Origin of the sequence: Mesorhizobium hunchu, assembly GCF_040081975.1 — a bacterium.
Classification (GTDB): Bacteria; Pseudomonadota; Alphaproteobacteria; order Rhizobiales; family Rhizobiaceae; genus Mesorhizobium; species Mesorhizobium hunchu.
Genome location: NZ_JBEBMG010000001.1, coordinates 623646 through 647044 on the forward strand (window position 1 = coordinate 623646; position 23399 = coordinate 647044).

General features: G+C 65.5%; 19 protein-coding genes and 1 riboswitch. Of the genes, 16 read left to right on the top strand and 3 right to left on the bottom strand.

Annotated elements, in window-relative coordinates:
• The first annotated feature begins 150 nt into the window (after positions 1-150).
• The 4 genes from ABMA46_RS03055 to ABMA46_RS03070 all read left to right on the top strand — a co-directional run bounded on the left by ABMA46_RS03055 (position 151) and on the right by ABMA46_RS03070 (position 4719).
• Positions 151-879, top strand: a complete 729-nt coding sequence (locus tag ABMA46_RS03055) for an FCD domain-containing protein (RefSeq protein WP_348997797.1) — start codon at positions 151-153, stop codon at positions 877-879.
• A gap of 240 nt (positions 880-1119) precedes the next feature.
• Positions 1120-2532: an MmgE/PrpD family protein gene (locus ABMA46_RS03060; protein WP_348997798.1), complete on the top strand. Its 1413-nt coding sequence runs from the start codon at positions 1120-1122 to the stop codon at positions 2530-2532.
• Between the two features lie 32 nt (positions 2533-2564).
• Complete coding sequence (locus tag ABMA46_RS03065; protein ID WP_348997799.1) at positions 2565-3656, top strand: isocitrate/isopropylmalate dehydrogenase family protein; 1092 nt, start codon at positions 2565-2567, stop codon at positions 3654-3656.
• On the top strand, positions 3643-4719 hold the full coding sequence (locus tag ABMA46_RS03070; protein ID WP_348997800.1) for a tartrate dehydrogenase: 1077 nt from the start codon (positions 3643-3645) through the stop codon (positions 4717-4719). The genes ABMA46_RS03065 and ABMA46_RS03070 overlap by 14 nt, the downstream gene beginning before the upstream one ends.
• Positions 4720-4764: 45 nt before the next feature.
• On the opposite strand, the gene ABMA46_RS03075 is transcribed toward ABMA46_RS03070, so the two are convergent.
• Positions 4765-5736, bottom strand: coding sequence for a ketopantoate reductase family protein (locus ABMA46_RS03075; RefSeq protein ID WP_348997801.1), 972 nt, complete (start codon positions 5734-5736; stop codon positions 4765-4767).
• Positions 5737-5834: 98 nt separating this feature from the next.
• Positions 5835-9368 (bottom strand): DNA polymerase III subunit alpha, encoded by a 3534-nt coding sequence (dnaE, locus tag ABMA46_RS03080; protein WP_348997802.1) that lies wholly within the window; start codon positions 9366-9368, stop codon positions 5835-5837.
• Positions 9369-9566: 198 nt separating this feature from the next.
• Here dnaE and panB point away from each other — a divergent pair, with 198 nt between their 5' ends.
• Together panB and panC are read left to right on the top strand one after the other, a co-directional pair.
• On the top strand, positions 9567-10409 hold the full coding sequence (panB, locus tag ABMA46_RS03085; protein ID WP_348997803.1) for a 3-methyl-2-oxobutanoate hydroxymethyltransferase: 843 nt from the start codon (positions 9567-9569) through the stop codon (positions 10407-10409).
• Positions 10409-11302: a pantoate--beta-alanine ligase gene (gene panC / locus ABMA46_RS03090; protein WP_348997804.1), complete on the top strand. Its 894-nt coding sequence runs from the start codon at positions 10409-10411 to the stop codon at positions 11300-11302. The genes panB and panC overlap by 1 nt, the downstream gene beginning before the upstream one ends.
• A 21-nt stretch (positions 11303-11323) precedes the next feature.
• On the opposite strand, the gene ABMA46_RS03095 is transcribed toward panC, so the two are convergent.
• On the bottom strand, positions 11324-13336 hold the full coding sequence (locus tag ABMA46_RS03095; protein WP_348997805.1) for an acetyl-CoA carboxylase biotin carboxylase subunit: 2013 nt from the start codon (positions 13334-13336) through the stop codon (positions 11324-11326).
• Between the two features lie 162 nt (positions 13337-13498).
• On the opposite strand from ABMA46_RS03095, the gene ABMA46_RS03100 reads away from it, so the two are divergent.
• From ABMA46_RS03100 to gcvP, 10 genes are all read left to right on the top strand, one after another.
• Complete coding sequence (locus ABMA46_RS03100; protein WP_348997806.1) at positions 13499-14623, top strand: S-(hydroxymethyl)glutathione dehydrogenase/class III alcohol dehydrogenase; 1125 nt, start codon at positions 13499-13501, stop codon at positions 14621-14623.
• 79 nt (positions 14624-14702) lie between these two features.
• Positions 14703-15272 carry an S-(hydroxymethyl)glutathione synthase gene (gene gfa, locus ABMA46_RS03105; RefSeq protein WP_348997807.1) on the top strand — a complete coding sequence of 190 codons (570 nt, stop codon included), beginning with the start codon at positions 14703-14705 and terminating at the stop codon, positions 15270-15272.
• The gene (locus ABMA46_RS03110) at positions 15269-15736 is read left to right on the top strand and encodes a YaiI/YqxD family protein (RefSeq protein ID WP_348997808.1); all 468 of its coding nucleotides are present in this window, start codon (positions 15269-15271) and stop codon (positions 15734-15736) included. Before gfa ends, ABMA46_RS03110 begins: the two co-directional genes overlap by 4 nt.
• Positions 15737-15751: 15 nt before the next feature.
• Entirely contained in the window at positions 15752-16426 is a 675-nt protein-coding gene (locus ABMA46_RS03115; RefSeq protein WP_348997809.1) for a DUF1345 domain-containing protein, read from the top strand.
• 142 nt (positions 16427-16568) lie between these two features.
• Positions 16569-17399 carry a cytochrome b/b6 domain-containing protein gene (locus ABMA46_RS03120; RefSeq protein ID WP_348997931.1) on the top strand — a complete coding sequence of 277 codons (831 nt, stop codon included), beginning with the start codon at positions 16569-16571 and terminating at the stop codon, positions 17397-17399.
• A 1-nt stretch (position 17400) separates the two neighbouring features.
• Positions 17401-18192 (top strand): molybdopterin-binding protein, encoded by a 792-nt coding sequence (locus tag ABMA46_RS03125; protein ID WP_348997810.1) that lies wholly within the window; start codon positions 17401-17403, stop codon positions 18190-18192.
• A gap of 161 nt (positions 18193-18353) precedes the next feature.
• Positions 18354-18743, top strand: a complete 390-nt coding sequence (locus ABMA46_RS03130; RefSeq protein ID WP_348997811.1) for a helix-turn-helix domain-containing protein — start codon at positions 18354-18356, stop codon at positions 18741-18743.
• 99 nt (positions 18744-18842) lie between these two features.
• A riboswitch (glycine riboswitch) is annotated at positions 18843-18929 on the top strand.
• 150 nt (positions 18930-19079) lie between these two features.
• Positions 19080-20183, top strand: coding sequence for a glycine cleavage system aminomethyltransferase GcvT (gene gcvT / locus ABMA46_RS03135; protein WP_348997812.1), 1104 nt, complete (start codon positions 19080-19082; stop codon positions 20181-20183).
• Between the two features lie 5 nt (positions 20184-20188).
• Positions 20189-20557, top strand: coding sequence for a glycine cleavage system protein GcvH (gene gcvH, locus ABMA46_RS03140; RefSeq protein WP_348997813.1), 369 nt, complete (start codon positions 20189-20191; stop codon positions 20555-20557).
• Between the two features lie 13 nt (positions 20558-20570).
• Positions 20571-23381 (top strand): aminomethyl-transferring glycine dehydrogenase, encoded by a 2811-nt coding sequence (gene gcvP, locus ABMA46_RS03145; protein ID WP_348997932.1) that lies wholly within the window; start codon positions 20571-20573, stop codon positions 23379-23381.
• Positions 23382-23399 lie beyond the last annotated feature (18 nt).

Here is a 23399-nt window from a genome sequence, read left to right on the forward strand (position 1 = left end):
CGCCACAGCGCTTGACAACAGGCCGTCTCCTCCCGGTCATGAACGGAAGGTTGCAGCCGGCAAGGCCGCTTTGGGACAAGGAGGCGGAAGTGATCGATATCCTCCACGGGAATTGTTCGGGGACCGGCGAACGCGCCGGGTCGGGTTACGTTGACCGCGTCCGGTTGTGCGCACATGGCTAACGAGAACGAAAACGTCTCGGGCGTCTCGCCCATCGATTTCCTGCGCACCCGCTCGCTGGCCAATGTGGTGCAGCACGAGATCGAGCGGATGATCGTGGAAAGGGAATTCACGCCGAACGAACGCATCAACGAGAACGCCCTCGCACAGAAGCTCGGCGTCAGCCGCGGTCCGATCAGGGAAGCCTGCAGCGCCCTGGCCGCCCTGGGACTGATCCAGGTGATTCCCAATCGCGGCTTCTTCGTGCGCGAGCTCAGTGAAGAGGAAGCGCGCGACGTCACCGAGGCGCGCGCTTACGTTTTCGCCTGCATGATGATGGGCGTCGCCGAACACGCGACCGACAAGGACGTCGCCAGGCTGCGTGCCCTGGTGGACCGGATGGACAAGCTGGCCGAGGCCGGCGAGGTCAGCGCGTATTATCCGGTCAACCTGGAATTTCACGCCGAGCTGGCAAGGATGTGCGGCAATACCCGCCTCGGCCAGATTTATCTGGGCCTCGCCCGCGAGCTTCACATACAGCGCTATCGCGCGCTGGCGAGCGGCGATGTCCTCGACGTCTCGAACCGCGAGCATCGCGCCATCCTTGAGGCGGTGGCGGCCCATGACCAGCAGAAGGCTTTCGCCGCCGGCCGCGCGCACATCGTGAACGGCGCGATGCGTACGCAACGGGCGATGGCGATTCTCCGCCAGGGGACGTGACAGGCAACCCGAGGGTTCCCTGACAGTTTTTCCCCACCGCCAGCGAACGGACATTGAGGCTCCCGACGAATGGACATTCGTGATGCCCGGAAAGGGGCTCATGGGCACAATTTGTCGACAAAAAATTGTTGACAGTTTACCAGAATTGCCGTTCTAGTCCTCCCACATCGCCGATCCTTCCAGCGGACGCTGCAACCTGTCCGTGTCGGAATGCGGCTTTTGAGATGGAGAGGAACGACGATGCACGACGTCGCCAAAACGACCGGCCTGACCAACTATGTGGCGGATTTCGTCGTCACCACCACCGTAAAGGATTTGCCCGACGACGTCGTTGCGCTCGGCAAGAAGTCCATCCTCGACGGCATCGGGCTGGCGCTGTCCGGCGCGGTCGCGCAAAGCGGTGCGCTGGTCCGCCGACATCTCGACGAGCTTGGTCTGGCGACGGGCGCGGCGACCGTCATCGGTGCCGGCCGCAAGGTGGCCCCGCGCTTCGCGGCCTTCGCCAACGGCGTCGGCATCCACGCCGACGACTATGACGACACGCAGCTCGCCGTGGCCACGGATCGCGTTTACGGCCTGCTCACCCATCCGACCGCCCCTGCCCTGCCCGCTGCGCTCGCCATGGGCGAAGCGCTCGGTGCCTCCGGCGCCGACGTGATGCTGGCCTATCACCTCGGCGTCGAGGTCGAGTGCAAGATCGCCGAAGCCATCGCCCCGCGCCACTACCAGACCGGCTTCCACGCCACGGCGACATGCGGGACCTTCGCCGCCGCCTCGGCCGCCTCCTCCCTGCTCGGCTTCGACGTCGAGACCACCGCGCGCGCGCTTTCCATCGCCGGCAGCCAGTCGGCAGGCCTGCGCGAGAATTTCGGCACAATGACCAAGCCGTTCCACGCGGGCCGGGCTTCGGAAAGCGGCGTCGCGGCGGCGCAGTTCGCCGGCATGGGCTGGACCGCGACCGACAAGATACTGGAAGCGCCGCGCGGCTTCTTCAGCGCCGCCGGCGGCGGCTACGACGCCGGCGCCATCATGGACAGGCTGGGATCGCCCTGGACCTTCGCCGATCCCGGCGTCTCCATCAAGCCGCACCCGTCGGGATCGCTTACGCATCCCGGCATGACCGAGATGATGCGCTTGATCCGCGAGAACGACATCAAGGCCGCCGACGTCAAGCATGTGCGGATCGGCACCAATTCCAACATGCCCAACGCGCTCATCCATCATCGCCCGCAGGACGAACTGCAGGCCAAGTTCTCGATGGAATTCTGCATGGCGATCCTGTTGCTCGATCGCAAGGCAGGCCTGGGCGAATTCACCGACGAGACGACGCAGCGCGAGGACGTCAAGGCGATGATCGACAGGATCGACTTCGTCGTCGACGAAAAGGCCGAAAAGGCCGGCTACCACAAGATGACCACCATCATCGACGTCACGCTCAATGACGGCCGCGTCATCCACGGAGAGGCCGATTTCGGCAAGGGCAGCCCGGCCAATCCGATGACCTACGAGGAGGTCGCGGAAAAATTCCGGGAGAACGCGGACCACGGCCGCCTGCCCCGCGCGGCCGCCGACGAGGTCGTCGCTCTGGTGCGCGATCTCGAAAAGCAGCCATCCATCGAGCGTCTGATGGCGCTGGTCGCCCGCGCCGGCTGAGACGCATCCTCCAGACCAGCAGGAACAAAGCAATGGCTCAACTGACGATCGGCATCCTCGATGGCGACGACATCGGTCCCGAGATCGTTCCGGCGTCGGTACGCGTCGCCAAGGCGGCGGCCGCCCGCACCGGCCTCGAGATCGACTGGCGCCCCATGCCGATCGGTCGTTCCGCGCTGGACAGCCACGGCACCACCATGCCGGAGGGCACGCTCGAGCAACTGACGACAATGGACGGCTTCATTCTTGGGCCTATCGGCCATCGCGCCTATCCCAAGGTGAACGGCGCCATCAACCCGCACCCGATCCTGCGCAAGCATTTCGGGCTCTTCGCCAATATCAGGCCGACACGTTCGTTCCCCGGGCTCGGCGCCCTGTTCGACGATGTCGATCTGGTGATCGTGCGCGAAAACAACGAAGGCTTCCAGCCGGATCGCAACGTGGTCGCGGGCTCCGGCGAGTTCCGTCCGACCGAGGACACCACCATCTCGGTGCGCGTCATCACGCGCCCCGGCAGCTATCGCGTCGCCAGGGCGGCGCTCGAACTGGCCCGCACCCGGCGCAGGAAGCTCACCCTCGTTCACAAGAACACCGTGTTCAAGCTCGGCTGCGGCATGTTCGTCGAGGAATGTTATCGCGCCGCCGAAGAGTTTCCCGACGTCGTCGTCGACGAGGTCATCGTCGACACTTTCGCCATGCGCCTGCTGCGCGACCCGCAGACGTTCGACGTGGTCGTCACCACCAACATGTTCGGCGACATCCTGAGCGACGAAGCGGCGGGACTCGTCGGCGGGCTGGGCATGGCGCCCGGCCTGTGCATCGGCGAAGGCAATATCGCGATGGCGCAGGCCGCGCACGGCTCGGCCCCCGACATTGCCGGCAAGGGCATCGTCAACCCCTACGCCATGATCGAATCGACGCGTATGATGCTGGAATGGCTCGGCCACAACCGCGGCATCGACAAGGCCGTGGCGGCGGCGCGCCTGATGCAGGCGGCCACGGTCTCGGCGCTGGCGCAACCGGAGACACGCACCGGCGACATTCGCGGCACCGCCGACACCGAGGGGATGACCCGCGCTATCCTGGCCGCGATCGAAAAGAAAGACAGTCATGTCCAAGCATAACATCGCAGTCATCGGCGGCGACGGTATCGGCACCGAGGTGGTCGAAGCCGGGGTGAAGGTGCTGGAGGCACTGACGTCGACGCAACCCGATCTCGATTTCGCCTTCCAGCGCTTCGACTGGGGGTCCGACTATTACCGCCGCACCGGCCGCATGATGGCCGAGGACGGGCTGGACCAGATCAAGGACTTCGACGCCATCTATTTCGGCTCTGTCGGCGATCCCGATCTGCCCGACGACATCACGCTGTGGGGCCTGCGCCTGGCCATCTGCCAAGGGTTCGACCAGTTCGCCAATGTCCGCCCGACCAAGCTTCTGCCGGGGCTGACGGGTCCTCTGCGCCCCGAACTGGGCAGGCAGATCGACTGGGTGATCGTGCGTGAGAACAGCGAGGGCGAATATGCCGGCGTCGGCGGACGTGCCCATCGCGGCCTGCCCATCGAGGTCGGCATGGATGTCGCCGTCTTCACCCGCGCCGGCATCGAGCGCATCGCCCGCTTCGCCTGCGACCTGGCCGCGTCGCGCCCGCGCAAGCTGCTCACCGTCGTCACCAAGTCGAACGCCCAGCGCCACGGCATGGTGCTGTGGGACGAAGTCGTGCGGTCGGTTATCCGCGATTATCCTAGCCTCACCGTCGACTGGATGCTGGTAGACGCCATGACCCAGCGCATGGTCAACAAGCCCGGCAGCATCGACACGGTGCTCGCCACCAACCTCCACGCCGACATCCTGTCGGATCTGGCGGCCGCGCTCGGCGGATCGCTCGGGATCGGCTCGACCGCCAATATCGACCCGACCCGCAACCGCCCGTCGATGTTCGAGCCTATCCACGGTTCGGCTTTCGACATCATGGGCAAGGGCATAGCCAATCCGCTCGGCTGCTTCTGGACGGCCTGCCTCATGCTCGACCATCTCGGTGAGGCGGCGGCTTCGGCCCGGCTGATGAACGCCATCGAGGTCGTCACCAGCCGCGGAGAGCATCTGAGCCCGGATCTCGGCGGCCAGGCCAATACAGACGAAGTCACGCAGGCGGTGATAGCGGCGCTGCGCGGCGATAACGCCTGACCAGGTGGCCGCCTAGACAGTCATGTTCCGCACGGGACACGCCGTTCAGGGCGCCCGCTCCTGCGCAAGCAGGCGATGGATCGTGTCGTCGCCGGCCGATCGCGGCTTCCTGCGGCCGCTTGCCAGTTCGGTGGACAGCCGGCAGAACGCCGAGTTGACGGGCGTGGCGATGCCGTGCAGGCGCCCGAGCAGGACGATCTCGCCGTTCAGGTAGTCGGTCTCGACCGACCCCGTTCCGCGCGCCACGCTCTGGAACGTGGACGAGCCCGACGATTTGCGCCCCTCGATGTCGGTGACCTTGAGGATATCGCGTGCGGCCGAGTCCGTCTGGTCCCAGGCGATGCCGACGGCCCTCAATACGCCCTCGGCCTCGATCCGCGCCCGCTTCGACCATTCGTCCCGGACCGTCTCGTCGCCGATTGCGGCCTCCACGATATTGCGCAGGTTCATCAATAGTTTGCGATACTTGCTTGCCATCACGTCTTCGCGAAGCGTCACGATGAATCCGGCCGTCTCGAGAGCGTGCCCGACGTCCCTCGCCATACCGTCTATCCCCGACGGAAAGCGCCCGATGTCGAAGCCGCCCGGCTTCGGGCTGAAATAGGCGGAGATTTCGCCCGGCGCGTTCATCTCCGCCGGCAGCATCACCGTGGCGCCGTAGACGTCAGCGAAGAAGCGGAGCGCCAGGGGTTCGTTCGCGACGCCGTTCTGGAAGCAGAACACCGGCAGGCCCGACGCGCCCGCTGATTTCAACTGCATCAGCGCATCGGGCGTGTCCTGCCCCTTCATGGTCAGGAAGACGACGTCGCCGGACCGGAAACCAATCTCCGCCGGATGCTCGTGGACGGGAAACCGCGCGCTCCGCGATCCTTGCGGCGTATGGAGCGTGAGTCCGCCTTGCCGGACGGCTTCGAGCTGGCGTCCGCGCGCTATGCCGAGAACCTCATATCCCGCCGAACTCAACTGGACGGCGATGGTGCCGCCGACCGCGCCGACGCCGTAGATGATGATTCGCATGGGAACCTTTCACGTCTTTGGAATGGGAACGAAAGGATTGTGCGCAAGCCCCTGCCCTGCCACGCCCAGCCGCGAGACGTGGACGCGATGCGCCGGTTTCAGACCAGTTCCACCTCGATGACCCCCGGCACGGCGTTGATCGCGGAAGCGATGCGCGGGTCGATCCGGTAGCGATGCGGCAGGGCCACCTCCACCTCGCCCTGCCCGGCTTCCTTGATGACGACGATGCTGACCTCGCCCTCGCCCTTCTGGCCGAGGCGGGCGGAGACCGACTCGATCGGACCGGTGTCGCGCACGAAGATGCGCAGCGATTTCTGGATGCGGCTCGCCTCATCTTCCAGCGACTGCACGCCTTCGATGCGCAGGTTGACGCCTTCCGGCCGATCCTCCGCCTTCACGATGATGACCACGGATTTGCCGGCCTCCAGCATGTCGCGGTACTGCGCCAGCGTCTCCGAGAACATCACCGCCTCATACTGGCCGGTGGTGTCGGAGAAATTGACCACGCCCATCTTGTTGCCGGTGCGCGTCTTGCGCTCCTGCTTGGAGGTGACGGTGCCGGCCAGCCGGCCTGCGGTGGCGCCGCGCTTGACAGCGGCGGAGAACTCGGCCCAGGTCTGCACCCGTAGCTTCTCCAGCGCCGCGCGGTACTCGTCGAGCGGATGCGCCGACAGATAGAAGCCGACGACCTGGAACTCCCTGTGCAGCCGGTCGGCGGGCAGCCAGGGCTCGGCCGCCGGAAGGTTGAGCGCCTCGCTCTGGCTGCCGAGCGATGCGCCGAAGATGTCGTGCTGGCCCGACACCGCGTTCTGCTGGGCAAGCGCGGCAAGGCCCATCATGCGCTCCACGCCAGCCATCATCGCCGCGCGGTCGTGTCCGAAACAGTCCAGCGCGCCCGCCATGATCAGGCTTTCGAAAACGCGCTTTCCCACGATCTTCGGGTCGACGCGCTCGCAGAAATCGGCGAGGCTCTTGAACGGGCCGTCCTTGCGCTTTTCCACGATATGCTCGACGGCGGCATCGCCGACGCCCTTCAGCGCCGCCAGCGAATAGAAGATCTTGTTCTCGCCCACCTCGAACGGCCTGAACGAGCTTTGCACCGACGGCGCGACCACTTCTATACCGAGCCGCAGCGCATCCTGTCGGAAGTCCGACAGTTTTTCGGTGTTGGCCATGTCCAGCGTCATCGACGCGGCCAGGAACTCAACCGGATAATGCGCCTTCAGATACGCCGTCTGGTAGGACACGACCGCATAGGCCGCGGCGTGCGACTTGTTGAAGCCATAGTCGGCGAACTTGGCCAGAAGGTCGAAGATGAAGTCGGACTGCTGCTTCGACACGCCGCGCTCGACCGCGCCGGTGACGAAGCGCTCGCGCTGTTTGTCCATCTCGGCGCGGATCTTCTTGCCCATGGCGCGGCGCAGCAGGTCGGCTTCGCCGAGCGAATAGCCGGCCAGTTCCTGCGCGATCTGCATCACCTGTTCCTGGTAGACGATGACGCCTTGCGTCTCCTTCACCAGATGGTCGATCTTGGGATGGATGGAGGCCGTCTCCTCCTCGCCGTGCTTGCGGGCGTTGTAGGTCGGGATGTTCTCCATCGGGCCGGGCCGGTAGAGCGCCACCAGCGCGATGATGTCCTCGATGCGGTCCGGCTTCATGCCGATCAGCGCCTTGCGCATACCGGCCGATTCCACCTGGAACACGCCGACCACTTCCCCGCGCGACAGCATCTGGTAGGTCTTTTCGTCGTCCAGCGGGATCGTCGCCAGATCGATGTCGACGCCGCGGCGGCGGATCAGCTTCACCGCCGTTTCCAGCACGGTCAGCGTCTTCAGGCCGAGGAAGTCGAACTTCACCAGTCCGGCCTGCTCGACATATTTCATGTTGAACTGGGTGACCGGCATGTCCGAGCGCGGATCGCGGTACATCGGCACCAGTTCCGACAGCGGCCGGTCGCCTATGACGATGCCGGCGGCGTGGGTGGAAGCGTGCCGATAGAGCCCTTCCAGCTTCTGCGCCATGTCGAGCAGGGTCTGGACGATCGGCTCCTTCTCCGCCTCCTCGGCGAAACGCGGCTCGTTGGCGATCGCGTCGGCGAGCTTGACCGGATTGGCCGGGTTCTGCGGCACCATCTTGGTCAGCCGGTCGACCTGGCCATAAGGCATCTGCAGCACGCGGCCGACGTCGCGCAGCACGGCGCGGGCCTGCAAGGTTCCGAAGGTGATGATCTGGCCGACCTGGTCGCGGCCGTACTTGCCCTGCACGTAGCGGATCACCTCCTCGCGCCGGTCCTGGCAGAAATCGATGTCGAAGTCCGGCATCGACACGCGGTCGGGATTGAGGAAGCGCTCGAACAGCAGCGAGAAGCGCAGCGGATCGATGTCGGTGATGGTCAGCGCATAGGCGACGAGGCTGCCCGCGCCCGAGCCGCGCCCCGGCCCGACCGGTATGTCGTGCGCCTTCGCCCATTTGATGAAGTCCGACACGATCAGGAAGTAGCCGGGAAACTTCATCTTCTCGATGACGCCGAGTTCGTATTCCAGGCGCTTCTCGTAGTCCTCGACGGTCTGGCCCGCGACCGGGCCGTGCGCGGCCAGCCGCGCATGCAGGCCCTCTTGCGCCTGGCGGCGCAATTCGTCGGCCTCGGCCCGCTCCGCCGCCTCGGCATCGTCCGTGGCGCCGGTGAAGCGCGGCAGGATCGGCTTGCGGTTCTTCGGGTAATAGGAGCAGCGCCGCGCGATCTCGACGGTATTGTCCAGCGCTTCCGGCAGATCCTCGAACAGCGCCGCCATCTCGGCCTGGCTCTTGAGATAGTTGTCCGGCGAAAGACGGCGGCGGTTGTCGACGGCGATGACCGACCCTTCGGCAATCGCGATCAGCGCGTCATGCGCCTCGTAGTCCTCGCGCACCTGGAAGAAAGCCTCGTTGGTGGCGACGAGCGGCAGTTCATGGCGATAGGCGAGATCGATCGTGCTCTTCTCGACGCCGCGGTCGTAACCCGCAATGCGCTCCAGCTCGACATAGAGCCGGTTGCCGAACAATTGCTTCAGCGTCGAAAGCCGCGACTCGGCGAGGTCGGCATGTCCTTCCTTCAACGCACTTCCGATCGGACCGCGCGGACCGCCGGTCAGGCAGATCAGCCCGTTCGCACGGCCTTCGATCATCCCGCTCGTCAAATGAACCGGCTCGCCGGGCGGCGTATCGAGATAGACGCTGCTGACCAGCCGCACCAGATTGGCGTACCCCTCCTCCGTCGCCGCGATCAGCACGACCGGCTTCAGTTCGGGACCCTGGCGGCGGCGGTCGCGCTGCCCGTCTGACGGCTCCCCCGAAAACGCCAGATCGAGCTGGCAGCCCAGGATCGGCTGAACGCCCTCCTTCGACGCCTTCTGGGCGAATTCGAGCGCGCCGAACAGATTGTTGGTGTCGGTGACCGCGATGGCCGGCGCCTCGTCCTTCAGCGCATGGCCGACGATCTTGCCGAGTTGCAGGGCGCCCTCCAGCAGCGAATAGGCCGAATGCACCCGCAGATGGATGAACGCGCGGTTTTGCGCTTCACCTGCCCCGCTCGGAGTTCGCGCGGCTGCCGCGCTTCGCAGGATCGGGTCTCTGGAGGTTCGCTCGCGGGTCATGGAAATCGCATCTGGAGAGTCGGTACGCACATTGTCGGGGAAGCCGGCAACCGGGTCCAGTCCAAACAAGTGGCTATCACCACAACGAACGTCAACGCCGTCGCGAACGCATGCGCCGCGCTCTTCGCACATGCACAAAATCCTTTCGCATGTGCATAAAAATATGCCAGGTTCCGGTGTTGACGCAGGGGAAGAGACATGAGTGCAACAGGGCGCAGCACGGCGATGACGCCGCCACGGGTGACGGCGGCCAAGGGTCGGACGCCGCTGGTCTGCCTGACAGCCTACACGACGCCGATGGCGAGGCTGGCCGATGCGCATTGCGACGTCGTTCTGGTCGGCGACAGCGTCGGCATGGTGCTGCATGGGCTCCCCTCCACGCTCGGCGTGACACTGGACATGATGGTCATGCACGGCAAGGCGGTGCGGCGCGGCCTGCAATTTGCGCTCATGGTCGTCGACATGCCTTTCGGTTCCTATGAGGAAAGCCCGGCACAGGCGTACCGCAGCGCCGCCCGGCTGATGGCGGAGACCGGGTGCGGCGCGGTCAAGCTCGAGGGCGGGGAGATCATGGCCGAGACCATCGCCTTCCTCACGCGACGCGGCATTCCGGTGATGGCCCATGTCGGCCTGACGCCGCAGGCGGTCAATGCCTTCGGCGGTTACGCCCTGCAGGGAAGCGGCAACGACGGCGAGCGCATCCGGCGCGACGCCGCCGCCGTCTCGGAAGCCGGCGCATTCGCCGTCGTTCTGGAGAAGATACCGGAACCGCTGGCGCGCCGCATCACGCAGGAGATCGCGGTTCCGACCATCGGCATCGGCGCCTCGCCCGCCTGCGACGGGCAAATTCTCGTCACCGAGGACCTGCTCGGCCTGTTCGGCGATTTCCGCCCGAAATTCGTGAAGCGCTACGCCGAGCTTGGCGGGCAGGCCGAGCAGGCGATCGCCGCCTATGCACAGGAAGTCCGCGCAAGGCACTTTCCGGCGCCGGACCATGTTTTCGGTGACGCGCCGGCGACCGGTGTTGCGGATAACGCCTGATGAGTGGACAAATTCCGATCGTGCGCACCCTGGCCGGACTGCGCGACATCACCGCCGGATGGCGCCGAGAGGGCGCGCGGATCGCCGTGGTGCCCACCATGGGCGCGCTGCATGAAGGCCACCTCAGCCTCGTGCGCGCGGCGCTCGCCGAGGCCGACAGGGTGATCGTCACGCTGTTCGTCAATCCCCGGCAGTTCAACAGCCCGGCCGACCTCGCCGCCTACCCGCGCACCGAGGAGTCGGACGCGGCCAGGCTCGCCCCGCTCGGGACCGACCTGCTCTACGCGCCCGACGCCGATCAGGTCTATCCCGAGGGTTTCGCCACGACGGTTTCGGTAGCGGGCGTCAGCGAAGGCCTGTGCGGCGCGTTCCGGCCCGGGCATTTCGACGGCGTGGCGACGGTCGTGGCGAAACTGTTCCTGCAAACGGGAGCGGACTGCGCTTTCTTCGGCGAGAAGGATTTCCAGCAACTTCATGTCGTGCGGCGCATGGCCCGCGACCTCGACATACCGATCGAGGTCATTGCCTGCCCCACCGTGCGCGAGCCGGACGGGCTGGCTCTGTCGTCGCGCAATGCACGCCTGTCCCCGGCGGAGCGCGCCATCGCGCCGAAGCTTGCGCAAATCCTCATTTCGACAGCCAATCGTCTCGACGCCGGCGCATCGGCCGCCTTGACGTTGGAGAGGGCCAGGGAAGCCATCCTCACTGCTGGCTTCCGCGACGTGGAATATCTGGAGATGCGCGCGGAGGCCGATCTTTCGCCGCTTGATGTCTTCGATCGCCCTGCCCGCCTGCTGGTCGCGGCGTGGCTCGGCGATACGCGCCTCATCGACAATGTCGAAGTGCCGCCCGCAGTCAGGCCGGGCAAACCCTCGGTCACCCCGCGCGATTGAGACCGTGCCGGTATCTTCCGTTCACGCAAACTCCATGATGACGGCGTCGACCGCCAGGCTGTCGCCCGCCTTGGCGTTGAGCTTCGCCACGGTGAGATCGCGCTCGGCGCGCAGCACGTTTTCCATCTTCATGGCCTCGACCACCGCAAGCGTCTCGCCGGCCTTGACCTCCTGCCCCTCATTGACCGCGATGGAGACGACGAGGCCCGGCATCGGGCACAACAGCAGCTTCGAAGTGTCCGGCGGCACCTTCACCGGCATCAGCTTCTCCAGTTCCGCCGTGCGCGGCAGCATGGCCTTTGCCGTCACCGACAAACCGTTCCAGGCCAGCCTGTTGCCGTTCTGGAGCGGCCGCACCTGGATCGACACCGGCCTGCCGCCGACGACGCCGACCCAGACCGGATCGCCCGGCCGCCAGTCGGAGACGACGGTGACGGGCTTCGCGCCGTCGATGGCGAAATCCGCCTCGAAAGGCGTGCCGGGCATTCCCTCGGTCATTTTCACGTCGACATAGCTGTCGTCGATCTTCACCACCCAATCGGCCTTCGCCTCGCCCGAATGCGGCGCGAGGCGGCCACTCAACCGGTCGAGGCGGTCGCGGCGCAGCATTTCGATCGCCGTGGCCGCCGCCGCCAGAACCGTCATCTCCGCCCTGTCGGGCTGGCGCGGATGGAAACCGTCGGGGAACTCTTCGGCAATAAAACCGGTGGAGAGCCGCCCCTCGCGCCAGCGCGGATGCTGCATCAGGGCTGAAAGGAACGGGATATTGTGCTCGATGCCGTCCACCACGAATTCATCGAGCGCCGTCGCCATGGCGTCGATCGCCTCGACGCGGCTCGGCGCCCATGTGCAGAGCTTGGCGACCATCGGATCGTAGAACATCGAGATTTCCGACCCTTCGGTGACGCCGGTGTCGTTGCGCACGACCACATCGCCGAAGCGGCCTTCGCTTGGCGGACGATAGCGCGTCAGCCGGCCGATGGACGGAAGGAAATTGCGATAAGGGTCTTCCGCATAGAGCCGGCTCTCGACCGCCCAGCCCGTCAGCGTCACATCCTCCTGCCGAATGGAAAGCTTTTCACCGAAGGCGATGCGGATCATCTGCTCGACCAGGTCGACGCCGGTGACGAGTTCCGTCACCGGATGCTCGACCTGCAGCCGCGTGTTCATCTCAAGGAAGTAGAAATTCCTGTCCTTGTCGACGATGAACTCGACCGTGCCGGCGCTCTGGTAGTCGACGGCTTTTGCCAGCGCCACGGCCTGCTCGCCCATCGCCTTGCGGGTCTTCTCGTCCAGGAACGGCGACGGGGCCTCCTCCACCACTTTCTGGTTGCGGCGCTGGATCGAGCATTCGCGCTCGCCCAGATAGATGGCGTTGCCCTGGCTGTCCGCCAGCACCTGTATCTCGATATGGCGCGGATCGACCACGAATTTCTCGATGAAGACGCGGTCGTCGCCGAAGGAGCTTTTGGCCTCCGAACGGGCGCGGTCGAAGCCGTCGCGCACTTCGTCCTTCGACCAGGCGATGCGCATGCCCTTGCCGCCGCCGCCGGCGGACGCCTTGATCATCACCGGATAGCCGATCTCGCCGGCAATCCTTTCCGCTTGGTCAGCATCCTCGATGACGCCGAGAAAGCCCGGCACGGTCGAGACCTTCGCGGCGTTGGCGAACTTCTTGGATTCGATCTTGTCGCCCATCGCCTCGATGGCTTTCACCTTCGGCCCGATGAAGACGATCCCTTCTTTCTCAAGCGCCGCGCAGAAGGACGCGCGCTCGGACAGGAAGCCGTAGCCGGGGTGTACGGCTTCGGCGCCGGTATCCTTGCAGGCCTGGATGATCTTTTCCGCCACCAGGTAGCTCTCGGCCGCCGGCGCCGGGCCGATATGCACCGCCTCGTCCGCCATCTCCACATGCACCGCGTCCCGGTCGGCGTCGGAGTAGACGGCCACGGTGGCGATGCCCATCTTCTTCGCCGTCTTGATGACGCGGCAGGCGATCTCGCCGCGATTGGCGATCAGGATCTTCTTGAACATCGGGGCTTGGTCCTCCGGCTGGAATTTCCTTTTAGGAATTTCCCCGATGGCGCTCAAGCCGACCAAGGGATGACGCGGCAGGCGAAATTTATGTCGCTCTCGTCTTTGCTGGGAGCCGGGCGGCTGATAGCCTCGAGCGAAAGAGCCTTCAGGGAGAAACGAATGAAAACCCGTGCCGCCGTCGCCGTTGCCGCCGGAAAGCCGCTGGAGATCATGGAGGTCGACCTGGAAGGGCCGCGCGAGGGCGAGGTGCTGGTCGAGATCAAGGCGACCGGCATCTGCCATACCGACGAGTTCACGCTCTCGGGCGCCGATCCGGAAGGCATCTTCCCGGCCATCCTCGGCCATGAGGGCGCCGGCGTGGTGGTCGACGTCGGCAAGGGCGTGACTTCCGTGAAGAAGGGCGACCACGTCATCCCGCTCTACACGCCCGAATGCCGCCAGTGCCCGTCCTGCCTGTCGCGCAAGACCAACCTGTGCACCGCCATCCGCGCCACCCAGGGTCAGGGCCTGATGCCGGACGGCACGTCGCGCTTTTCCATCGGCAAGGACAAGATCTTCCACTACATGGGCTGCTCGACCTTTTCCAACTTCACCGTTCTGCCGGAGATCGCGGTGGCCAAGGTCGACCCGGCCGCGCCCTTCGACAAGATCTGCTACATCGGCTGCGGCGTCACCACCGGCGTCGGTGCCGTGCTCAACACGGCCAAGGTGGAACAGGGCGCGACCGCCGCCGTGTTCGGCCTCGGCGGCATCGGCCTCAACGTCATCCAGGGCCTCAAGCTCGCCGGCGCCGACATGATCATCGGCGTCGACCTGAACGACGACAAGAAGGAATGGGGCGAACGCTTTGGAATGACTCACTTCGTCAATCCGAAGAAGGTCGACAATGTCGTCACCGAGATCGTCGACATGACCAAGCGCGGCGCCGACCAGATCGGCGGCGCCGACTACACCTTCGACTGCACCGGCAACGTCACCGTCATGCGCCAGGCGCTGGAATGCTCGCATCGCGGCTGGGGGCAGTCGATCGTCATCGGCGTCGCCGGCGCCGGCCAGGAGATTTCGACGCGCCCCTTCCAGCTCGTCACCGGCCGCAGTTGGAGAGGCACCGCCTTCGGCGGCGCGCGCGGCCGCACCGACGTGCCGAAGATCGTCGACTGGTATATGAACGGCAAGATCGAGATCGACCCGATGATCACCCATACGCTGAGGCTGGAGGACATCAATAAGGGCTTCGACCTGATGCACGAGGGCAAGTCGATCCGCAGCGTTGTGATCTACTAAGTGAGGAGCAAAGCCGCCGACCCGCGGGCATCAGGCCCAGGCCGACGACTTCCGTTGAAACGTCAACAGGGAGGACAGAATGGCTGAGAAACTGCATCCGAGCATCGACAAGGGCCTGCCGAAGAAAAGCGCCCGCTTCAAGGGCGGCACGCTTGTGTGCGCCTGCATCACCAATCCGGTGGAAGTCGAGATCACCGGCCAGGTCGCGCACAACCACGCCTGTGGCTGCACGAAATGCTGGAAACCGGAAGGCGCGCTGTTTTCGGTCGTCGCCGTGGTGCCGAGCGACAACGTCAAGGTGACCGCCAACAAGTCCAAGCTCAAGGTGGTGGACAAGAAGGCGCTGATCCAGCGTCACGCCTGCCGCGCCTGCGGCGTCCATATGTACGGCCCGGTCGAGCGGGAGCATCCGTTCCAGGGCCTGAGCTTCATCCATCCCGAACGCTTCCAGGAAAGCGGCTGGGCGCCGCCCGGCTTCGCCGCCTTCGTCTCCTCGATCATCGAGGCCGGCGTCCAACCGGCGAAGATGAAGGGCATCCGCAACAGGCTGAAAAAGACCGGGCTCGAGCCTTATGACTGCCTCTCGCCGGGCCTGATGGACTACATCGCCGAATGGACGGCGAAGAAGTCGGGCGCGCTGCCGGCTTGAGCGCAGGACCGCAGATCCTGGTCGACGCCGACGCCTGTCCCGTCAAGCAGGAGGTACTGGATGTCGCCGAGCGTCACGGCATTCCCGTCATCATGGTGTCGAACGGCGGCCTGAGGCCGTCGCGCGACCCGATGGTGCGCATGGTCGTCGTGGCCAAGGAAAAGGCCGACGCGGCCGATGACTGGATCGTCGAGAATGCCAGGACCGGCGACGTCGTGGTGACCGCCGACATTCCGCTTGCCGCCCGCACGGTGGCGCTCGGGTGCCATGTTCTGGGGCCAACCGGGCGTCCTTTCACCGCCGAGACCATCGGCATGGCGGTCGCCATGCGAGACTTGAAGCAGCACCTGCGCGAGACCGGCGAGAGCAAAGGCTACAATGCCTCCTTCTCGCGCGAGGATCGGTCCCGCTTCCTCGGCGAACTCGACCGCATCCTGCGGCGCGCGACGAAGGCGGCGAGCTAGGGCACGACTGATCCCATGCCGCTTTCAGAAAACATTTTCCTGTCGCGTCATCTGCAATTCGTCCTGGCGGCGGGGTGCGGCATCATCGCCGCTGTCGTCGCCGGCCTGTTCGGCGCGCGGCTTGCCCTGCCGGTCGGTTCCGATGTCGCTTTCGCGGTCTACATCGGCCTTGTGCTCAGGGAAATGCCGAGACTGACGGCCGACTATCTGAGCAGACGGGCGCGCGCCGCCGACCTGCCGGTGCTGCTCATTTTCCTCATCACCGCCGCTGCCGTCGCCGCCGCACTTGTGTCGCTGTTCATGCTCATCAACAGCAAGGGCAGCCCGCGTCCCGTCGAACTCGCCTTCGGTCTGCTGTCGATACCGCTCGGCTGGTTCACCATCCACGCCATGACGGCGCTGCACTACGCCCATGTGTTCTGGATGGACGACGAGGAAACCGACTCCGGCAGCAACTCGAAGGACCGGGTACCGATCGGCGGACTTGTCTTCGCCGGCAAGAAACGGCCGGAAGGCTGGGACTTCCTCTATTTTTCCACCACCGTCGGGATGACGTCGCAGACCTCCGACACCGAGGTCTCGACCACGCAGATGCGCCGCATCGTGCTGATGCATTCCGTCGTTTCCTTCTTCTTCAACACGGTGATCGTCGCGGCGGCGGTCAATCTCGCGGTCAGTCTGGGAAGCTGACGAACACATAGTCGTGATCAGGCCGAAACACCGCGTCCTTCACAACCGTACTAGGCTGTGAACCCGGAATACGGATCGAGCCCGAGAGCGGACAATGGATACCACGGCAAGTCGCGAGACCGAACTGGAACGGTCCGTGCAGATGCGGCAAGGCCCGCTCGTCTATCGACAGTCGCGCTGGACGCGACTGACCCATTGGACCTGGGCGGTTGCGCTGTTCTTCCTGCTTCTGTCGGGCCTGCAGATCTTCAACGCGCGGCCGCAACTCTATATCGGCCAGGAGTCCGGCTTCGGCTACGACAACACGATCCTGCAGATCGGCGCCGAGAACACCGACAGGGGACCGCGCGGCTTTACGAAAATCTTCGGCCACAAGTTCGACACCACCGGCGTGCTCGGCTGGTCGGGGCCGCCCGGACGCGAGCGCGCCCGCGCCTTCCCGTCCTGGGCCACCATCCCCTCCTATTACGATCTCGGCACCGCCCGCGTCGTCCACTTCTTTTTCGCCTGGGTGCTCGGCGCCACCCTTCTCGTGTGGCTGGTCGCGAGTCTCGTGAACGGGCACATAAGGCGCGATCTCGTGCCGCGCGCGGCCGATATCCGCAGCCTGCCGCGCGACGTGATCGACCATGTGAAGCTGAAATTCCATCATGTGCGCGAATACAACACGCTGCAGAAGCTCGCCTATGGCGGCGTACTGTTCATCCTGCTGCCGCTGATGATCCTCACCGGCTTCGCCATGTCGCCCTCGATGGATTCCGTGCTGCCCTTCCTCAACGAAGTCTTCGGCGGACGCCAGACGGCGCGCACTATCCATTTCACGGTCATGACGCTGCTGGTCCTCTTCTTCATCGTGCACATGCTGATGATCCTCGCCGCCGGACCGCTCAACGAACTGCGCTCGATCGTCACCGGCTGGTATCGCACCGACCCGCCCGAACGGGACGACGCCAACGACAAGCGAGGCGCCTGACATGGCGAAGTTCCAGATCAACCGCCGCAAGTTCCTGACTGCCGCCGGCGTCGGCACATCCGGCCTGCTGCTTGGCGGCTGCGACGCCTTCGACGGGCATCTCGGCATGGGCGACGGGCTGCGCTCTTTCCTCGAAGGCGCCAACGACCTGACCTGGCGGGCGCAGCGCCTGCTGGCCGGAAACCGGCTGGCGACGGAATACACCGAGGCCGACATCCGCCAGCCCATGCGGCCGAACGGCGTGACCTCGCCGGACGACGATGCCTACAAGAGCCTTCTCGCCAACAACTTCGCTGACTGGCGGCTGGACGTCGTCGGGCTCGTGGAGAAGCCGCTGTCCCTGTCGCTCGACCAGCTCCGCACCATGCCCTCGCGCACCCAGATCACCCGTCACGACTGCGTCGAGGGCTGGAGTTGTATTGCCAAATGGACCGGCACGCCGCTCTCGCTCGTTCTCGACCAGGCCGTCGTCAAGCCCGAGGCTCGCTATGTGATGTTCCATTGCATGGACACCATCGACCGCGATCTGTCCGGCAACAGCATCAAATATTACGGCACGATCGACCTGGTCGATGCCCGCCATCTGCAGACGATCCTCGCCTACGGCTGCAACGGCAAGGCGCTGCCGGTCGAAAACGGCGCGCCTCTGCGCGTGCGCGTCGAGCGGCAATTGGGTTACAAGCAGCCCAAATACGTCCGCAGGATCGAACTGGTTTCCTCCTTCGCTGCCGTGGGCGGCGGTCGCGGTGGCTATTGGGAGGACAATGGCTACGACTGGTACGGTGGCATCTGACGGCCGGCATCCAACAGGCAATTAATTCCTTTCGATTACAGCAGCTTGCGCAGAAAATCGGTTTCAAGCCTTGCGATCGGCGGCGGGGGTGGCCATGCTTTAGCGGCCGGTCGCGGCGACCGGCGCCATTCCCTTCAACCGATCAAAAGGAGGTGCTTCGGGTGTCCGACACCACGAATATCTTTGAACAGGAACAGGATCTGGATACGTTCGGCGGCAGGCTCTCGCGTGCCCGCGAGGCGAGCGGCCTGACCACCAAGGAACTCGCATGGCGGCTGGGGGTCAGCGCCCCCACGGTCAGGGCATGGGAGTGCGATCGCTCGCAACCCAGCGCGCAGCGCATGAACCGGCTGGCGGGGCTGGTGAATGTGAGCCTTTCCTGGCTGCTGCACGGCCTGGGAACCGCCCCCGCCGACCCGGAAGACCCATCGTCGGCAAAACTGGTCGGCGAGCAATTGGCGAAGCTCAAGCTGTTGCATGCCGAAACGGGACAGCTAATCCATCATATCGAGAACCGGCTCGACAAGCTGACGCAACCCTCAGCGGATTGACCGGCCTCCAGGGCAAGACGATCTTCTTGCGTCGCTGGCAGGTGACAATGCGTCGCGGGCAGGCTATGGATGAGTCGTCAGGGGCTTTTCGCGAAGCCTCAGCCGTTTGCGGGAGAGAGCAGCGCTTGCTGCCGCCGAAGGGGAAATCGCCCGAAATCTCTCAGGCAAAAGAACCGTAAGCGGTAACGACACTCTGGAAAGTCGGGGCATGTGCCTCGCGCCGAAGGTGTAAGGCTTCCCGACAGAGTTCCGGGGTGCCGAGTCTCTCAGGCTTCAGACAGAGGGGCACGGACTGGCCGCATGGGGTGGCCGGAAGCGTGCTGTTCTGGAGAAGTCATGGCGGGCGACGATACCCTGAAAGCTCTACCCCTCGAAGATCTGCACAAGGCGGCAGGCGCGAAATTCGGCGCCTTCGCCGGTTGGTCCATGCCGCTGACCTACCCGGCCGGCGTCATGAAGGAGCACCTTCACACCCGCGAGCATGTCGGCCTGTTCGACATCTCGCACATGAAGCTCTTCCTCGTGACGGGATCGGGTGCGGCGGCGCTGCTCGGCCGCGCTTGCCCCATCGATGCAGGCGTGCTGGAGCCGTCGCAGTCCAAGCTCACCTTCTTCCTCGATGAGAAAGCCGGCATCCTCGACGACCTCATCGTCACGCGGCTCGGCGATACCCGCTTCATGGTCGTCGCCAATGCCGGCAACGCCGTCGCCGACGAAGCCCATCTGAAGACGCTTGCGAAGGACTTCGACGCCAGGGTCGAACCGCTCGACCGTGTCTTCCTGGCGATCCAGGGGCCGGAAGCCGAGGCCGCGCTCAACGCCGCCGGCATCGAGACGGGCGCGCTCACCTTCATGCACGGCGTCGAGCCGCGCGAAGACTGGTTCATGAGCCGCTCCGGCTACACCGGCGAGGACGGCTTCGAGATCGGCTTGCCGGAAGGCGACGCGCGCGAACTGGCGGGAAAGCTGCTGAGCGACGACCGCGTGCAATGGATCGGCCTCGCCGCCCGCGACAGCCTGCGGCTGGAGGCCGGGCTCTGCCTTCACGGCCAGGACCTTTCGCCCGAAACCGACCCGGCGAGCGCGGCACTCATGTGGGCGATCCCGAAGGAGCTTCGCGCCTCCGGGATGTTCATCGGCGCCGACGCCCTGCGCGCCATCCTCGAAAAAGGCCCTGCGCAAAAGCGCGTCGGCCTGAAACCCGAAGGTCGCCAGCCGGTGCGCGCCGGGGCGCCGCTGGCCGATGCCGACGGCAATCCCGTTGGCCACGTCACCTCCGGCGGGTTCGGCCCTTCGGCTGGCCATCCCGTCGCCATGGGGTATGTCGCGACGACGCTCGCCAAACCCGGAACACAACTCTTCGCCGACGTGCGCGGGACGAAAATCCCCGTCGACGTCGCCGCCCTTCCCTTCACGCAGCATCGCTACCGCAAAGGATGATCTCGATGGCAAAGACCTACTTCACCACCGACCATGAATGGCTGCGCGTCGAAGACGGCGTCGCCACCGTCGGCATCACCGACTACGCGCAGGAACAGCTCGGCGACCTCGTCTTCGTGGAACTGCCAGAAGTGGGCAAAACGCTTTCCAAGGGCGACACGGCCGTGGTCGTGGAATCCGTCAAGGCGGCCTCGGACGTCTATGCGCCCGTGGACGGCGAGATCACCGCAGCCAACGAGGCCTTGTCCTCCGACCCGGCGCTGGTCAATTCCGCCGCCACCGGCGACGGCTGGCTGTGGAAGATGAAGCTCGCCGACGAGAGCCAGCTTTCGGGCCTGCTCGACGAGGCCGGCTACAAAGCCCATATCGGCTGAACGGGAACCTGACATCATGACGTCCGCAGCCTTCTCCACCCGTCACATCGGCCCCGGCGTCGCCGACCAGCGCGCCATGCTGGCCGCGCTCGGCGTGCCGTCCATCGAAACGCTGATTTCGCAGACCGTGCCGAAATCGATCCGGCTCGACCGTCCGCTCGACCTGCCTGCACCCGCGAGCGAAGCCGAGGCGCTGGCCGAACTGGCCGGGAAGATGGCCGCGAACGTCGTGCTGAAGAGCTTCGTCGGGCTCGGCTATCACGGCACGCATGTGCCGCCGGTGATCCTGCGCAACCTGTTCGAGAACCCGGCCTGGTACACCGCCTACACGCCCTACCAAGCCGAGATCAGCCAGGGCCGGCTGGAGATGCTGTTCAATTTCCAGACGCTGGTGACCGAACTCACCGGCCTGCCGGTGGCGTCGGCGTCGCTTCTGGATGAAGCGACGGCGCTGGCGGAGGCGGTCGGCATCGCCGTCCGCCATCACAAGGACAAGCGCAGCAAGATCGCCTTCGCCGGAGAGCCGCACCCGCAGACCCGCGACGTGGTCGCCACCCGCGCCGAACCGCTCGGCCTCGAACTCGACGGCGACACCATCGACGAGAATACCGCGGCGCTTGTCGTCGCCTGGCCCGACACCTACGGCATCTATGGCGATCACGGAAAGAAGATCGAGGAGGCGAAAGCTGCCGGCGCCGTCGTCATCTTCGTCGCCGACCCGCTGGCGCTGACGATTTCCGACACGCCGGCCAGCCTTGGCGCCGACATCGCCGTCGGTTCCATGCAGCGCTTCGGCGTGCCGATCGGCTTCGGCGGCCCGCATGCCGCCTATTGCGCCGTCTCCGACAAGCTCACCCGGCTGATGCCCGGCCGCCTGGTCGGGCAGTCCGTTGATGCCCACGGCCGCCCCGGCTACCGCCTCGCGCTGCAGACGCGCGAGCAGCACATCCGCCGCGACAAGGCGACCTCCAACATCTGCACCGCGCAGGCGCTGCTCGCCAACATGGCCGCCGCCTACGCGATCTGGCACGGGCCGGAGGGCTTGCAGGCGATCGCCGGCCACGTCCACGGCCTCGCCGCGCGGCTGGCGGCCAGCCTCAAGGCAGCCGGCCTCACCGTGCTCGGCGACAAGCGTTTCGACACCGTCACCGTCGAGGTGAAAGGCAATGCCAAGGAATTGGCCCAGTCGGCGCAAAAGGACGGACGCCTGCTGCGCATGGTCGATGCCGATCATGTCGGCGTCAGCTTCGACGAAACGTCCACCGAGGAAGACCTCGCCGCAATCGCCGCGCTGTTCGGCGCGACGGTTTCGGCCAGGGGCGACCGTAGCCTGCCCGGCAAGGCGCGCGACGCAAAACATTTCCTCACCCAGCCGGTCTTCCACGAAAACCGCTCCGAGACCGAGATGATGCGCTTCCTGCGCAAGCTGGCCGACAAGGACCTTGCCCTCGACCGCACCATGATCCCGCTCGGCTCCTGCACCATGAAGCTCAACGCCGCCGCCGAGATGCTCCCCGTCTCGTGGCCCGGCGTCGCCAACCTGCACCCCTTCGCGCCCAAGGCGCATTCGCAGGGTTACAAGGCGATGACCGACGACCTGGAGAAATGGCTGGCCGAGATCACCGGCTTCGACGCCGTCTCGCTGCAGCCGAATGCCGGCAGCCAGGGCGAATATGCCGGCCTGATGGCGATCCGCCACTACCATGCCGCGCGCGGCGAGCCGCAGCGCACCATCTGCCTGATCCCCTCTTCCGCCCACGGCACCAATCCGGCGAGCGCGGCGATGGCCGGCATGCAGGTGGTGGTGGTGAAATGCACCGAAGCCGGCGACATAGACGTGGGAGACCTCAAGGCGAAGGCGGCCGAGCACGCGGCGAACCTCGCTGCCGTGATGATCACCTACCCGTCGACGCACGGCGTCTTCGAGGAAAGCATCAGGGAACTGTGCCAGGCCGTCCATGACCACGGCGGGCAGGTCTATCTCGACGGCGCCAACCTGAATGCGCTGGTCGGCCTGGCGCGGCTCGGCGACATCGGCGGCGACGTCTGCCACATGAACCTGCACAAGACCTTCTGCATTCCGCACGGCGGCGGCGGCCCCGGCGTCGGCCCGATCGGCGTCAAGAAGCATCTGGCGCCCTTCCTGCCCGGCCATATCGACCACGGCACGAAGCATCCGGTGTCGGCGGCGCCCTACGGCAGCGCCTCGATCCTGCCGATCACCTGGATGTATATCCGCATGATGGGCGCCGCAGGCCTGAAGCAGGCGACCGAAAACGCCATCCTGTCGGCCAATTATATCGCCGCCCGACTGGAGCAGCACTTTCCCGTCCTTTACAAGGGCCGCAACGAGCGCGTCGCGCATGAGTGCATCCTCGACACGCGGGTCCTGAAGGACAGCGCCGGCATTTCCGTCGAAGACGTCGCCAAGCGCCTGATCGACTACGGCTTCCATGCGCCGACCATGTCCTGGCCGGTTGCCGGCACGCTGATGGTCGAGCCGACCGAGTCGGAGCCCAAGCGCGAGCTCGACCGCTTCTGCGAGGCGATGATCGCCATCGCGGAAGAGGCCGGCAAGATGGCGAAGGGCGAATGGCCGAAGGAGGACAATCCGCTGGTCAACGCTCCGCACACGGCTGCGGAAGTGCTGGCGGGCGACTGGAGCCATCCCTATTCGCGCCTGGAAGCCGCCCATCCGGCCGGCGATGCGGAACTGGCCTCGAAATACTGGCCGCCCGTCTCGCGCATCGACAACGTCGCCGGCGACCGCAACCTCGTCTGCTCCTGCCCGCCGCTGAGCGAATACACGGACGCGGCCGAGTAGCGTAGCAGAAGGAGAGGG

Bases quoted from the DNA above. Each gene is read 5' to 3' on its own strand.
- ABMA46_RS03060 (WP_348997798.1), top strand. From the start codon at position 1,120: ATGCACGACGTCGCCAAAACGACCGGCCTGACCAACTATGTGGCGGAT.
- ABMA46_RS03100 (WP_348997806.1), top strand. From the start codon at position 13,499: ATGAAAACCCGTGCCGCCGTCGCCGTTGCCGCCGGAAAGCCGCTGGAG.
- ABMA46_RS03095 (WP_348997805.1), bottom strand. From the start codon at position 13,336: ATGTTCAAGAAGATCCTGATCGCCAATCGCGGCGAGATCGCCTGCCGC.
- ABMA46_RS03065 (WP_348997799.1), top strand. From the start codon at position 2,565: ATGGCTCAACTGACGATCGGCATCCTCGATGGCGACGACATCGGTCCC.
- ABMA46_RS03070 (WP_348997800.1), top strand. From the start codon at position 3,643: ATGTCCAAGCATAACATCGCAGTCATCGGCGGCGACGGTATCGGCACC.
- gcvT (WP_348997812.1), top strand. From the start codon at position 19,080: ATGGCGGGCGACGATACCCTGAAAGCTCTACCCCTCGAAGATCTGCAC.
- ABMA46_RS03075 (WP_348997801.1), bottom strand. From the start codon at position 5,736: ATGCGAATCATCATCTACGGCGTCGGCGCGGTCGGCGGCACCATCGCC.
- ABMA46_RS03120 (WP_348997931.1), top strand. From the start codon at position 16,569: ATGCGGCAAGGCCCGCTCGTCTATCGACAGTCGCGCTGGACGCGACTG.
- ABMA46_RS03115 (WP_348997809.1), top strand. From the start codon at position 15,752: ATGCCGCTTTCAGAAAACATTTTCCTGTCGCGTCATCTGCAATTCGTC.
- gfa (WP_348997807.1), top strand. From the start codon at position 14,703: ATGGCTGAGAAACTGCATCCGAGCATCGACAAGGGCCTGCCGAAGAAA.
- panB (WP_348997803.1), top strand. From the start codon at position 9,567: ATGAGTGCAACAGGGCGCAGCACGGCGATGACGCCGCCACGGGTGACG.
- gcvH (WP_348997813.1), top strand. From the start codon at position 20,189: ATGGCAAAGACCTACTTCACCACCGACCATGAATGGCTGCGCGTCGAA.
- panC (WP_348997804.1), top strand. From the start codon at position 10,409: ATGAGTGGACAAATTCCGATCGTGCGCACCCTGGCCGGACTGCGCGAC.
- dnaE (WP_348997802.1), bottom strand. From the start codon at position 9,368: ATGACCCGCGAGCGAACCTCCAGAGACCCGATCCTGCGAAGCGCGGCA.
- ABMA46_RS03125 (WP_348997810.1), top strand. From the start codon at position 17,401: ATGGCGAAGTTCCAGATCAACCGCCGCAAGTTCCTGACTGCCGCCGGC.